The sequence below is a fragment of the Rhizobium sp. BK376 genome (assembly GCF_004341625.1).
GTDB lineage: Bacteria > Pseudomonadota > Alphaproteobacteria > Rhizobiales > Rhizobiaceae > Rhizobium.
In genome coordinates, this window is the sequence record NZ_SLZG01000054.1 from 1 (window position 1) to 12,814 (window position 12,814).

Sequence of the window (12,814 nt, forward strand, 5' to 3'; positions counted from 1 at the left end):
TTCTTGCTCATCGAGGAGAAGGCGAAATCGAAGCTGCGCCGCCAGGTCCGTCGGCAGTTCCAGTTTTTCGCGAACGTGGCGCCCCCAAACCGCCCGATCGACTGAAAATAGTGCTACGGCAGAGGCAGCAAATCCGAAGCCTGGAATCTCAGCGTCACCGCTCGGATCGTTGAACATGTTGAAGGAACAGTGTTGCCTGCGACAGTCATGCAGGCGCGAGTGACGGAACCAAGGAAATGCACCGACATGACCTCTCTCGTTAGTGATGCGTCGTCCTTGGCGGATTCTGCAAGCGAGCCGGCTTCCGGATGGAGCGCGAGCGAAACCTTGTCGCCCGGCTTGAAGGCGGTGACAGACTGCTTGAGCGTGATGTCCTGGTCGCCGATCCTGATGCGGTTGGCATCGGCTCCCCAGCCATGCTCCAACTCCTTTAAAGTTAGAAAAGAGCAGGTTGAGAATCCAACAATAGCAGCAGGTCGGCCGACATCAATTGTGCTAAGGCGTGGGCAATAGGCTTCGATGTTTCCTGAAGCTGGCAACTGCGATGAATACAGCATCGAAATGATCCGCTGGTCATTTCGGGCGAAGAACAAAAGGCAATGAGATGACGCTCCCAGACGTTGACGCGACGACCGCAGTTCAGATGATCCATGACCGCGAAATCTCGATCACCGAACTCGTCGAAGCTGCGATCTCGCAGATCGAGGTCAACGATCCCAAGCTCAACGCGGTCGTCGTCAAGGATTTCAATCGAGCAAGGGAAACCGCCAGGATCGCGGAAAACCGGCGAACGTCGGGCGAGGGCGGACGCCTTCTTGGCCTGCCGATCACCATCAAGGAATCCTTCGACGTTTCCGGACTGCCTACGAGCTGGGGCGTGACCTCTATGTCAGGCAACGTCCCGGCATCCAGTGCCGTCGCGGTGAAGCGCCTCGAAGGCGAAGGCGGGGTCGTACTCGGCAAGACCAATGTACCGACATTTCTTGATGGTCTCGGAGCGTTGAACGAAGTCTACGGTCGCACTCTCAGCCCGCTGGGCGCCCATCTGTCTCCCGGCGGGTCATCGTCCGGCTCCGCTGTCGCGGTGCGGGCAGGGTTCAGCTTCCTGGACCTCGGTTCCGATCTCAGCGGATCCATACGCCATCCGGCGTCGTTCTGTGGTCTGTTCGGCCACAGCCCCTCGCTGGGGCTGGTCCCTCAGCGGGGACACAGTCTGTTCGGTCGCGTCGCGCCCTTCGATATGTCCACGCCAGGCCCGATTGCACGGTCGGCACGCGATCTCGCGCTCGCCCTCGAAGTAATCTCCGGCCCTGATGATGATCTGTCGCCTTCGCTGGTGGGAAGGCTTGCATCCTCGCGCCACGAGGTCCTGCGAGACTATCGCATACTCGTTCTCGACAGCCATCCTCTCGTTCCCGCCGACGACGAAGTCTCCTCCACGGTCGTTGAATTCGGGCGGAGGCTTGCGTCAGCCGGCGCGAAGGTCGTCGACGGTGCGTCCATCGTGCCCCCGCTGGATGCGTCGACCGAAAACTATATGCGGCTCCTCGGAGCCGCGCTGAGCACCGGTCAGGACGATGCAACGCGTACAAAGCTGTCGCTGCTCGACGCAGAACTGGGGCGGGAGCGGGGCATGCGGGGGAACTTTCTCCGCGGGGCCATCTTCTCGCATTCCGAATGGCTGGAATCGCAGGAAAGGCGCATCGGGCTCCGGTGGCAGTGGAAGGACGTCTTCCGGGCCTATGATGCCGTCATCTGTCCTGCAGCGCCGATCACTGGCGTTACCCACGAGGAAGTGGACGCCGGCACAGTGAAGATCGATGGCGTCGACATCGAAAACGACAACCTGATCGCATGGGCGTCGGTGGCGAAGTCTGCCGACCTTCCTGCCACGGTTATCCCGTTCGCCACGTCGCGCGGCGGTCGTCCGATTGGCATCCAGATCATTGGTCCGTTCATGGAGGATCTCACGGCCATACGGCTCGGAGTTCTGGCAGGCGAGGGCGGTCTCGCTCCTTCGTATGCGAACGTGATCGCGCCTCCCTACGGCGTGGTCTGATCCCGCTTCAGGCAGTCGATCATCCAGAGCTCGGCGTGGGACGGGGGCGCTTCGACATCTTGAAGACCAAGGCGAAGAATTTCCAACAGAAGCGGATCCGTTCGTTTCGCTGGGGACTCAGCGAAGGAGTCCATCCCGTCCGACTTCTTCCCAGCGGCTTACCTCCGGATGAGAGGAATCGTCTGAGCTGTCGAGAACTGATAAAGCCTTCTCGCCGTATTAGATGTCTGACCTTCATCACCTCGCCGGGATCTCGCCTGCTGCAGCGAGCAAGTCTGTCTTGTGGCCCGGCGCGGCCTGAAACAGGTCGATGAAGCGGGAAGCCGCAAGACTGCCTTCAACGCTGTCAGGATTCACGCCGTATACCTTGCACCACTCGGAAAAGGCATCACAGACAGCTAGAACGTCGTCGTTAAATGTAATTGCGCGGAACAGATCCGTCATGATCGTCCTCCTATGCGGCGGAGGCAGAAGCACGTCGTAACTCCCAAGCGGCCGTTGCCATTCTATGCCGACCGATGAGGGACGCTACACCCGCGAGGTAATGCCCGCTATAAACAAAGACACATTGGCGGGATGGACAGGCGGACGAGCCGGAAAGTGACTCGTTGAGTCGCGAATGGGGAATCCCCGACCATGGTTCAGTTGATCGAAGCAACCGGTCCCAAACCGTTTTCCGTCCTGACCGTAAACCAGCGTGACCGGGTCTTGCTAGCAAAAGCCCGCAGTTGCAGCGCCCGGAAGCGTTGAAGTTAAGATGGGATCGATTGACGTGGTTATGCTTGAAATCACGTGTGAAGCGATTTCAAAAGGTTAATGGCAGAAGTGAGGCGAAAACTTACTCTCACCTACAATGACGAAGCCAGGCATTTTGTATTTACCGGTCATGGAACGGTTCCTGGCTTGTCGAACCAGAAAAGATTTCCAGGCCGCTCGTAACCGGAAATCATAGAAAGCTCCAACGCATTCCATCCTTGCCACGGCGATCACGGCGTGTGCTCAATTATGAGAGAACGCTGACGTTTTCAGCGTTCGACTTGCCTGTCTTTCGATCCTGGCCCACCTCGTACGAAACTTTGTCCCCGTCGTTCAGCGAGCCGCCGCGTACACCGGAAATATGAACGAAGACGTCAGCACCACCGTTGTCGGGAGTGATGAATCCGAATCCTTTGTCCCCGTTGAAGAATTTTACGCTACCTGTCGGCATGGGTGCTCCTGCTTGTCATGTATTGATTCGAAGGGCTCGCGACTATATTTTGCCTCGACTGATAATCAACGGGACGAGCGCAAATGGTGAACTCGTTGATCGGTATTGGCAGACTAGCCTTCGATGCCTAGCCAAGATTAGTCGGCTAACAAGAATGTCAATCTATCAGGCGTTCTGGTCCCCAAGTAATTCAGCATCCGTCGGCCCCGTCTGTGTCCCTGGCTCGTGTAACTTCCTTCCGCAGGAATCTGCTCCCAACACCACTGCCCCAAATAGCGAGTGGTATCTTTCGTAGGGATAATGCTGTCTTGATCAAACCGTCGCAACCCTACATTGCGTTTACCGCGCGGGGGTCAAGCATGATTGTATCGATTGCGGCAGCTTCATCTTCGAAAAACGAGCGCGGCGCCACGCCTTGCCGATAGTCCAACCAACGGTGCTCGTAGCAAAACCATTGGGTGGCAGTGGGGTGCACATCATACCCGTGGCTGCCCCATTTGCCGCATCCGGGAAATTCGCAAAAGTGATTGTCTAGGATCGGCTGGCCTCTGGATTCGCGCGCTTCGTCGGACATTGAAGAGTTCCTTCCCTGAGAATCGCTGGCAACGGTGGAAAGGGTACGGGGCGCGTGGTTAAGCAAAGATTTCGACGGTTTTGGTTGCTTTTTTCATGCCGGCAACCCTCCATGGTTGTGATGCGCGCGCTCCTCGTCAACTCGGCTGCCGCTGAAGAGCGTCAGATCGTCGGACGCGGCGTGCGTTCCGAGCCGCCGGCGATGTCTTCTTCGATCTGGCTTGCGATCATTCCCAAAGGATCCTGGGAAAGAGCCGGATACTGAGCTGCCCGCGTGTTCGAGCGACGCTCTTCTACTCGGCTGATGCGGACACTGTTCCAGTGAGCTGTCGCCTCGATCATTTCGATTTCGCCTACAATCCACGCCTCCATGAGACGGAGCAATGCGGGATCGTCGAGGATCAAGCCGCTCGCTGCGTAACGGCTGAGGACGCGCTCGAAGATAGCGCGGCGCTGGTCTGTCAGGGGCGTTTCGGGAATCGTATTCATCGTGCCTTCTAGGCCGAAAACGCCCGATATTATAGACACGAAAGGGCGCGACGGTGAAACGACGCTCAAGCTGATAGACTGCAATCCGAATTTGCCGAGGATTTTCAAGAGAAAGGAAAGCGGAAAATGCGGATGGCAGACGACGCGGTAGTCTCGGTGAGATGGAACCCGACAATTTCAGAGAAACATCTGAAATCGCTCGGATGCCTTTGAAAGCATTTCGTTAAGTACCGATGTGCGATCTTGCGGACTTCCCCTTTAAGGTTGAGCCATGACATCCTCCACGAACTCCGACATCTTCGAACTGTCTCCCATTGCCATGTGGATCGAGGATTTCTCCGGGGTGAAGACTCTGTTCGACGCCTGGCGCGCCGAAGGCGTTTCGGATATCCGCGCTTTCCTGCGCGAAGATCCGGGCAGAATTGCCGAATGCTCACACCGAATTGAAATCTTGAAGGTCAACCGGATGACCCTGGATGTTTTTGAAGCGGGCTCGTTGGCGGAGTTGCGGGAGAACATCGCGAAGGTATTCAGGGATGACATGCTCGATACGCATGTCAACGAGCTCGCGGCGCTGTTCGACGGTGAGCTTTCGTTTTCCAGCACGACCGTGAACTACGCGTTGTCTGGCCGACGCGTCGACGTGCAATTGCGCGGCGCTGTGATGCCCGGGTTCGAAACGAGCCTTGGCCAGATCCTACTGACCACCGAGGACATCACGGAACGCGAAAACGCGCGGCGTGCGGAGATCGAACAGCGGCGGTACGCAGAGGGAGTTTTCGAGCACTCGCCCGTCTCGCTCTGGATCGAGGATTTCAGCCGGATCACGATGCTGCTCGAGGACGTACGGGACCGCGGTATCGTCGATTTCCGGACGTTCATGGACGTCCACCCTGAATTCGTGCGCCAGTGCATGAGTGAAATCCGGGTTATCGACGTCAATCAGGCGACGCTTGATCTGTTCTGCGCGCCGGACCGCATGATGTTGTTGAAACGATTGCCAGACATATTCCGGGACGAGATGCAGCGGCCGTTCCGTGAGCAGCTGATGGAACTATGGAACGGCAATCTGTTCCATCATCGAGAGGTGGTGAACTACGCACTCGACGGATCGGAACGACATATCCTGCTGCATTTTTCGGTGTTCCCAGGGCACGAGAACGACTGGGCGCAGGTCCAGGTCGCGCTCGCCGACATCACGGCGCGGAAAAAGGCGGAAGCCTATCTCGAGTACCTTGGCAAGCATGACGTTTTGACCAAGCTTTACAACAGGGCGTTCTACGCCGAAGAGATCAATCGTCTTGATCGCAAATCACTGCGGCCTATTTCGGTGATCGTTTTCGACCTGAACGGGCTTAAGGAAGCGAACGATCAATTGGGCCATGAGGCGGGAGACGCACTTCTGCGTCGCTTCGGGGAAATTCTCAATGGCGCGGTTTCGCAACCGAATTACGCGGCCCGCATCGGTGGCGACGAATTCGCTGTCCTGATGCCGGGTGCGGACGCGAAAGCCGCGGCTTCGATGGTCGATACCATCAATGAACTTCTTAAAATCAACAATCAGTTCTATTCGAGCGCGCCTCTGAAGGCGTCTTGCGGCATGGCGACAAGCCAGGACGGAGAGACGGTCGAGTCAGTCGTTAAACGTGCCGACATGCTCATGTATGAGCAAAAGCGAGCTTATTATGAAGAAAGCGGCAGCGAAAAACGCACCTCCATCACACGAAAGGCAACTTCGTACTGACGCCGAAAGGCGACGATGGCATTCCCACGAAGTGCCAACCTGGGCGTCGGTCGACTTTGTGCACAAGATCCACCCCCAGGAACGCCGCCGCTTATTTTAGCCCAAACCGGATTCGTGGCCCCACCGCCAACGGTTCGAAGGTTTCGCAGCTGGGGCACGCCAAGCGCCAGTGTGCCCATCACAAAGACCGGCGGCTAGGCCGAACGCCATTTTCCATGATCCGGAATCGGGGATCCGGGATCGGGGATCCGGGATCGGGAATAACTTAGACGAAACTGCCCTCTGCAATTCGGGTGCAGTTCAGTCCAGGCCCATTTGGACGCTCCTCTTGGGTCGGCTCAAGACCTCGGACTAAAGGCTGATCCGCGCCAGCGCATCAACCTAAACAAACCGGCTCCTACGGAGGCTCGGAGAGCCGAGTGGGACGGTCTCCAGTTGATGCACGTCAAAGCAGAGAAACAACTTCCAATGTTTAATGGACAAAATTTTGGAGGCCACGAAGATGCTTGCAAAGGACATTATGGTCAGTCCGGTTATCACGATCGGAGATGATCAATCCATCGAACGTGCGGTCGAGTTGGTGAACTCGGCCCACGTGGGCGCGGTCCCCGTTGTCGATAAACAGGGCTGGCTGGTTGGCATCGTGACAGAAGGGGATCTTATTCGCCGCATTGCTTCTTCGGGAATTGGCCGGCAACCCGTGCTGGACAATGACAACCGAAATGACATGTTGGCACATTACATCAAGGCGCGGAGTTGGCGGATCAAGGATGTGATGACATCTCCCGTCGTCACCGCTCCTCCAACCGCAACAATCGCTCGGCTTGCTGAGCTTCTGCTCTCCTACACAATAAAACATGTTCCGATCATGGTTGACGGTCAACTTCTCGGCATGGTTAGCCGGCGCGATCTCATGCGCGCCATGATGAACCCGCCATCGGAACTCGCAATTTCCGACGACGAGGCCCTGCTCACCGCTGTTCGCAGTCGACTCGGCTCCGAACTGGGTATCTCTCCGGATACCATCCAAACATCGATCAAGGATGGCTGGGTGGCGTTGCATGGCGAGGTTAGCAGTCTGCTTGAGCGCGAGGCCGCACGAGTTGCCGCTGAAAGCGTGCCAGGGGTGCGCGGAGTGGCCAACGACATTCTTGTCGCTCATCCGAGATCGAGCCCCATGAGACGGGGCGGTTGATCTCCAGACAGGCATTTACGGGCGGCACGGCATCGTTGGCGCGCAGATTTCGATCTGACCGGGCGCTTACGAACACACCGCGAAGAACGGCGCCTCGCTCTACGCCTATAGGAGCGACGGGCGAGGGACCAAGGTTAGGTCGCCGAGCGCTTCCAAATGGCGACCGTGCATACACTCCCTGGATTCGATGTGAGACGCTTCGTCCGATTTTTGATTTAAGTACTTGTGTTTGCGTATTTAATTCGGAAGAAAGATCTTATCCAATATCCTCGGAGCGTTGCGGATCGTAACCCCGATAATCCGTAAGCCTTCCGACCCGCATCAAAGCGAACAGGTCTCTGCCGCCTGCTCAGAAAAAAGTCCGGTAACAGTTCTCATGGTCGTACTGGACTGGTTACCTGGCAACGACATTGCCCTACGGCCGACGAGTTTCACGATGCTGGTCTCCTGGTTCTAGAGGCTGGCAGCGCTGAGGATGCTTTGAGGCTCCTTGATACGGATCCATCGATCCGTGCCAGATTTATCGATGTCGACATGCCCGGAGACCTTGACGGCTTGATGCTGGCCTGGATCGTCAGGGGACCGCTGGCCGCCTATCGAGATCATAATCACGTCGGGCCACCGCCGTGTGAAGCCGCAGACATGCCCGAGCGGTCATTGTTCTTTCCAAAGCCGTATGCACACCAGCCTGTCGCCGATGCCTCGACACGGCTCACCGCATTATGAGCCGTCAGCCGAAACTTCTGGCGGAGGCTTCGATTGCCATGATAAAGGGTCCTCTACTCGCCGATACCGTAGAAGCCGATGTCAGATCCTGAAGACCCAAATCCCACTCCCGCAACCGTGTCCGCCCTTCCGCATCTGGCCGAGGCTTTGGACGACGATCGGTTTCGACAGTTTCTCGATCATGTCCCCTTTGCGGTGGCTGTCGCTGAACTCGACAGTGAGGAACATCTGGTCTACGGCAATATCGAGTTCGTCGTCTCCGATCCGGGCAAGGGCATGGCGGTCACTATCATATTCAAGAGACAAGATGCTCTCGCCGGCATCGTAAAGTTAACGGAACTTGGAGCTTGATAGGCGATGAAGGGGCATGACAGACCGTGATCCGCTCTACCGTCGCCACCGCTTTCCCGCTGAAATCATTGCCCACGCGGTGTGGCTCTATTTCCGCTTTCCTCTGAGCCTGCGAATGGTCGAAGACATGCTGGCGGCCCGTGGCATCATTGTCTCGCATCAGACCGTGCGGCTGTGGGCGGAGAAATTTGGCCGGACCTTTGCCAACGAGATCCGTCGTCGGTCATCCGGCCGGCTCGGTGACAAGTGGTACCTCGATGAAGCCGTCATTTCGATCCGGGGCAAGAAGCATTGGCTGTGGCGTGCCGTGGATCAGGACGGTTTTGTCCTGGAGGTTCTGGTGCAAAGCCGTCGCGACGCCGAGGCAGCCAAGCGCCTGATGCGCAAGCTGTTGAAGGGGCAAGGCCGTGCGCCGCGTGTGATGATTACCGACAAGCTTCGCTCCTACGGCGCAGCGAAACAGGAAATCATGCCCGGTGTCGTGCACCGCTCCCATAAAGGCCTGAACAATCGGGCGGAGAATTCCCACCAGCCAGTCCGACGGCGAGAGCGGATCATGAAGCGCTTCAAGTCAAAGCGGCATCTGCAACGCTTCGTTTCCATCCATGATCCGATTGCCAACCTCTTCCACATCCCGCGCCACGACATCCCCTCCAACCATCATCGAGAGCTTCGCACAGCGGCGATGAACCTGTGGGCGAAGATCGCTCGGGTATGAGCAGTGCACTCGGCGGGCGTCACGCTTTTGCATCGCCGACGTTAACTTTACGATGCCGAAATTGATGATCTGCTGGTCCGTCTGGGCTCGTTTCCCCGCGGCGGGACCGGCTGACGGGACTGGAGGTCACCATGGCGATCAGATACTTGGCAGACATCTCCCCCGCTGAATACGAATCTGCGCGGCGCCAATTGTCAACCGATCTTCCACTGACACATAAGGAGTGGGAACACCTCCGTGGCACCAGACGAGCGACGTTGCAGGGCTCCGGCTTCACAGTACTCGACTACCGGGTAGATCCCGTCGACTATGGCAGGCAATGCGATGCTGAGCACAGCTATCTCGGCCTCGAAGGCCTTTGGCGCTTCGCCGAAGAGCAAGGGATGAAATCAGCCGCTAGCGATCTGGGTAATGCCACGCCGAGAAACCGGGACTGCCCAACCGCATAGCGGGCGGCTTCACAGCTAGGCTCCGACGCCCCTACCCCTGGTTAGGGCAGGTGTGGGTTAAATTGCTCGCACAATGAAGATGATCGCGCCCCAAAGGGCGATCGAGATCGCAAAGGCGATCAGCAGATATTTTAGTCTGTTCGGCATCCAGCGCAGTCAAACCTTCGGGTGTGAAGCCCTGCCTTCAAATGTTCTCGTTTTAAGGGACTTTGGTGCGCGCGTCATTGCAAGAGCGGAATTCCGTCTTTGATGCGGTGGCTATACGGTGACGATCTTACAGCGGACGGATTTCCGGCGTGCGCAGGTCAGCATGCGATTGAGGACGGAGCAGCCGAGGGCGACATTCTTCTGCTGGGCTGGGAATGCGCGTGCCCGCAGCTGCCGTCCGATGATCGATTTGTAGCGACCGATCGCCGTCTCGACCAGAGATCGTTTCCCGTAGCTGGTCGCGGCCTGCCACTTCATTCGGCCGTCGGCGTTGATCGCGGCTATATGACGGGCTCGCTGCCGGGGGGGATCGGCGTCCTTCCGTTCCACCACATTGGCGCGTGGCGGAATGATCACCGCTTCGTCAGGACTGTGATTGGTAACGGTGTCATAGGTCGGATCGCCATCATAGGCGCCATCTGCGGTGAACTGACCAACCGGTATGTCAATCTGGTCGAGCAGCGCTCCACCTGCGAGGCGTTGCCGGCCCGTTGTTCCGTCATGACATGTGCAATGATGTCGCCGGTGTCGGCATCCAGCATCAGGTGCAGTTTGCGCCAACCCCTGCGGGATTTGACACCATGATTTTCCTCCAGCCATTGGCCAGCGCCGTGGACCTGCAGCCTTGTGCTATCGATCAGGACGTGGACGGGCCCTTTCTGAGGGATGCGATCATCGTGCCGCTTGTTCGGCGCTCTCGGTTTAATTGCACGATGGCTCAGGGTCGTGTGATCGGGAACGGCGAGATCCAGCCCAATCAGCTTCAGCATCGAGATAACGAAGCCTTCCGTCTGACGCAGCCGAAGGCCGAACACCAGAACGGTGGAGTCGACTGCAGTAGGAGAGGACGACCCGATCCGGCGGCTTGCAACGAATGGCTGGACGTCGGCACGGTGGCTGCGTGGGCGAAGGATCTGCGGCGCTGAACCTCGACAACAAGCCGGACGCCCACCCGGCCTCGCGGGACATGAAGCCCCAGAGGTCCGAAGGCAATTCGCTTGCCCGGATGAATGCGCTTTGGCGGTAACGACCGACCTTTCTCGGAAAGATACCTTGGCCCACTCCTCCGTCATTATTCAGCACGCGCCTGGCGTATCGAGGGGCAACGAGGTCAGGCCACTCTCTAGTAGGGCGTCACGGGAACGCCACGCTGGCCATCGCGGCCTCGGCGAAGCGCCTCCGTTGCAAGCTCCCCTTCCGCGCCCGGCCAATGGATTGAGACTGCGACATTTGGCCTCTCGGCACGATAGGCCGCTATTGTCTGGCCACCGACGTCTGAGGAGACCGAGCGCGACAGCCGGGCCATCAGCGGGTGTCCGCGTCCCGGAACTGGTGTGCCGCTGGCGTGACCCGGCAGATGGCAGCCCTGATGGCGCGCCCGACGCATGTCTCACGATCGGCTAGGTCGCTACGGTGATCGGCGAGAACCTCGATCTCGTCCAGGAAATCGCCAGCAACTTCGGCAACATCGACTGTGGCGAGACGGTCCATGCCCATGACGGCAAAGAGGCCATTACGACATTCAACGACGGGACGTCGAGAGCCTAAAAGAATTCTTTGCCGACATCCGCACCTGGGGCGGAGGTGTTCGGCAGTTCCTTGTTGACGAGGAATGCGATCCAGAAAAGATCGAACGCTTCATGGCAAACGAGCCGAAATCATAAGCCCCGCGGCCTTCGCCTGATGCCATCACCGAACGGCGCCCGCTGACGAGCCTTCTTGCAACGGCAGAGGAATCGGCAAACTCGCCTATTCTTAGCGCCACATTTATGTGGGCACAAACCGCCTAAGCTCTATTGCGATTCATGGGTGACCCAAGAATCGCAGTTACTTCAGGTTGATTTAGATCAATGATCGATATGAAGGTCATACGATACTCAAAAGGTATTGGAGGGGCCGCCATGACGATGTCTTCAACTACCATTCACGAAAAACTCCGTTCGGACATTGCACCGCTGCGTGCCAAGTGGGGCTGGATCGTCGCGCTTGGAGCTATCTACGTTATCGTTGGCTTTGTGGCGCTCGGCAGCGTCGTCATGGCGACCGTCGCATCGGTACTTGTCGTCGGCGTGATGATGATCGTCGCCGGTGTTGCCGAGGTGATCAACGCATTCCAAATAAAGACCTGGGGCAAATTCCTGCTATGGGCGGCTCTCGGTCTTCTCTATATTATGGCTGGATTTGCGACGTTCGAAAATCCGCTGCTCGCCGCCGCGCTACTCACCCTTATTCTTGGTGGATCACTGATCGCTTCCGGCATCATGCGTCTAGTCTTGGCGTTCAGCATGACGCGCGAGACGCCTTGGTTCTGGGTTGCCATCTCAGGCGTGATTACACTCCTGCTGGGACTATTGATCCTCGCCCGTTGGCCCATCAACAGCGTCTATATTCTCGGCCTGTTCCTCGGAATCGATCTGATCCTGGCCGGGACAGGCTGGATTGGGCTAGGCCTTGGCTTACGTCGCCGCGGTGGTACGCCAATTCAATCGTCAACTGAATGATGAGATGATGCGCTGGATCTATTTGGTCGTGGCTCTTCTGTTCTGCCTATTTACCCTGATCTTTGCGATCCAGAATCTTGAAGCCACCACGGTTTCGTTCCTGAGCTTCAGTGTCCGGATGCCACTCGCGGTGCTCACAGTTGTGGTCTACCTACTTGGAACAGCCACAGGCGGAAGCCTGCTCGCGCTGTTGCGTCGAGCCTATCAGGGATCGAAGCAACCTTAGGTCTCGATCTTGGATCTATCGTTGTGCAATCTGCGCAATGAGGCACCTGCGCCATGGTGTTCGGGCGCGCTACAGACGGTGAGCGAAACGTGGAGCAGTTCTTTTCCCTCTATAGTCACGACTTCTTGCGGATTGGGGCATGCGTGCCCCGAGCCCAGGTCGCCGCCCCCGATTTCGCCGTAGCGGAAACCTTGCATCTGGCTGGACGGGGCAGCGACGATGGATGTGCCGTCATGCTGTTTCCAGAACTGGGACTGTCTTCCTATGCGATTGATGAGATCGGCGGTGGAAAAGTCGGCCACGGTAGCGGCGGAATAGTCCAGCCGCGGGCGGAGTAAAATCCGGCCACCTATTTCCTTTCTGCAATGA

At 57.7% G+C, this 12,814-nt stretch carries 14 protein-coding genes and 3 pseudogenes; 8 read left to right on the forward strand and 9 right to left on the reverse strand.

Going from position 1 to position 12,814, the window contains the following annotated elements:
• Positions 1-185: 185 nt before the first annotated feature.
• Positions 186-404: pseudogene (locus EV561_RS35640) on the reverse strand (spermidine/putrescine ABC transporter ATP-binding protein); the annotation flags it as partial.
• Positions 405-604: 200 nt separating this feature from the next.
• Here EV561_RS35640 and EV561_RS35645 point away from each other — a divergent pair.
• The gene (locus EV561_RS35645; RefSeq protein ID WP_132528582.1) at positions 605-2,059 is read left to right on the forward strand and encodes an amidase family protein; all 1,455 of its coding nucleotides are present in this window, start codon (positions 605-607) and stop codon (positions 2,057-2,059) included.
• Positions 2,060-2,296: 237 nt separating this feature from the next.
• Here EV561_RS35645 and EV561_RS35650 read toward each other — a convergent pair whose 3' ends face one another.
• The 4 genes from EV561_RS35650 to EV561_RS35665 form a co-directional block, all read right to left on the reverse strand.
• On the reverse strand, positions 2,297-2,503 hold the full coding sequence (locus tag EV561_RS35650) for a hypothetical protein (RefSeq protein WP_132528583.1): 207 nt from the start codon (positions 2,501-2,503) through the stop codon (positions 2,297-2,299).
• A gap of 559 nt (positions 2,504-3,062) precedes the next feature.
• Positions 3,063-3,266 (reverse strand): cold-shock protein, encoded by a 204-nt coding sequence (locus EV561_RS35655; protein ID WP_132528584.1) that lies wholly within the window; start codon positions 3,264-3,266, stop codon positions 3,063-3,065.
• Between the two features lie 328 nt (positions 3,267-3,594).
• Positions 3,595-3,840 carry a hypothetical protein gene (locus tag EV561_RS35660; protein ID WP_132528585.1) on the reverse strand — a complete coding sequence of 82 codons (246 nt, stop codon included), beginning with the start codon at positions 3,838-3,840 and terminating at the stop codon, positions 3,595-3,597.
• A 161-nt stretch (positions 3,841-4,001) separates the two neighbouring features.
• Positions 4,002-4,328 (reverse strand): hypothetical protein, encoded by a 327-nt coding sequence (locus tag EV561_RS35665; RefSeq protein ID WP_132528586.1) that lies wholly within the window; start codon positions 4,326-4,328, stop codon positions 4,002-4,004.
• Between the two features lie 271 nt (positions 4,329-4,599).
• On the opposite strand from EV561_RS35665, the gene EV561_RS35670 reads away from it, so the two are divergent.
• The 5 genes and pseudogenes from EV561_RS35670 to EV561_RS35695 all read left to right on the forward strand — a co-directional run bounded on the left by EV561_RS35670 (position 4,600) and on the right by EV561_RS35695 (position 9,511).
• Positions 4,600-6,072 (forward strand): sensor domain-containing diguanylate cyclase, encoded by a 1,473-nt coding sequence (locus EV561_RS35670; RefSeq protein ID WP_132528587.1) that lies wholly within the window; start codon positions 4,600-4,602, stop codon positions 6,070-6,072.
• 502 nt (positions 6,073-6,574) lie between these two features.
• Positions 6,575-7,267: a CBS domain-containing protein gene (locus EV561_RS35675; RefSeq protein ID WP_132528588.1), complete on the forward strand. Its 693-nt coding sequence runs from the start codon at positions 6,575-6,577 to the stop codon at positions 7,265-7,267.
• 804 nt (positions 7,268-8,071) lie between these two features.
• Positions 8,072-8,245: pseudogene (locus EV561_RS38295) on the forward strand (histidine kinase); the annotation flags it as partial.
• A 115-nt stretch (positions 8,246-8,360) separates the two neighbouring features.
• Positions 8,361-9,062 carry an IS6 family transposase gene (locus tag EV561_RS35690; RefSeq protein ID WP_132528589.1) on the forward strand — a complete coding sequence of 234 codons (702 nt, stop codon included), beginning with the start codon at positions 8,361-8,363 and terminating at the stop codon, positions 9,060-9,062.
• A gap of 131 nt (positions 9,063-9,193) precedes the next feature.
• A complete protein-coding gene (locus tag EV561_RS35695; protein ID WP_132528590.1) occupies positions 9,194-9,511 on the forward strand; it encodes a hypothetical protein in 318 nt (105 codons plus the stop codon).
• Between the two features lie 258 nt (positions 9,512-9,769).
• On the opposite strand, the pseudogene EV561_RS35700 reads toward EV561_RS35695, so the two are convergent.
• From EV561_RS35700 to EV561_RS38300, 3 genes and pseudogenes are all read right to left on the reverse strand, one after another.
• A pseudogene (locus EV561_RS35700) lies at positions 9,770-10,557 on the reverse strand (IS5 family transposase); the annotation flags it as partial.
• Positions 10,558-10,841: 284 nt separating this feature from the next.
• Positions 10,842-11,105, reverse strand: a complete 264-nt coding sequence (locus EV561_RS35705; RefSeq protein WP_165928044.1) for a hypothetical protein — start codon at positions 11,103-11,105, stop codon at positions 10,842-10,844.
• The gene (locus EV561_RS38300) at positions 11,024-11,209 is read right to left on the reverse strand and encodes a hypothetical protein (RefSeq protein WP_245513249.1); all 186 of its coding nucleotides are present in this window, start codon (positions 11,207-11,209) and stop codon (positions 11,024-11,026) included. Before EV561_RS38300 ends, EV561_RS35705 begins: the two co-directional genes overlap by 82 nt.
• 410 nt (positions 11,210-11,619) lie before the next feature.
• On the opposite strand from EV561_RS38300, the gene EV561_RS35720 reads away from it, so the two are divergent.
• Together EV561_RS35720 and EV561_RS35725 are read left to right on the forward strand one after the other, a co-directional pair.
• Positions 11,620-12,219, forward strand: a complete 600-nt coding sequence (locus tag EV561_RS35720) for an HdeD family acid-resistance protein (RefSeq protein WP_132528592.1) — start codon at positions 11,620-11,622, stop codon at positions 12,217-12,219.
• A 4-nt stretch (positions 12,220-12,223) separates the two neighbouring features.
• Positions 12,224-12,445: a hypothetical protein gene (locus EV561_RS35725; protein WP_245513251.1), complete on the forward strand. Its 222-nt coding sequence runs from the start codon at positions 12,224-12,226 to the stop codon at positions 12,443-12,445.
• On the opposite strand, the gene EV561_RS37780 is transcribed toward EV561_RS35725, so the two are convergent.
• Positions 12,442-12,814, reverse strand: a 373-nt coding sequence (locus EV561_RS37780) for a hypothetical protein (protein WP_207910666.1), incomplete at its 5' end; no start/stop codon positions are given. The genes EV561_RS35725 and EV561_RS37780 overlap by 4 nt on opposite strands.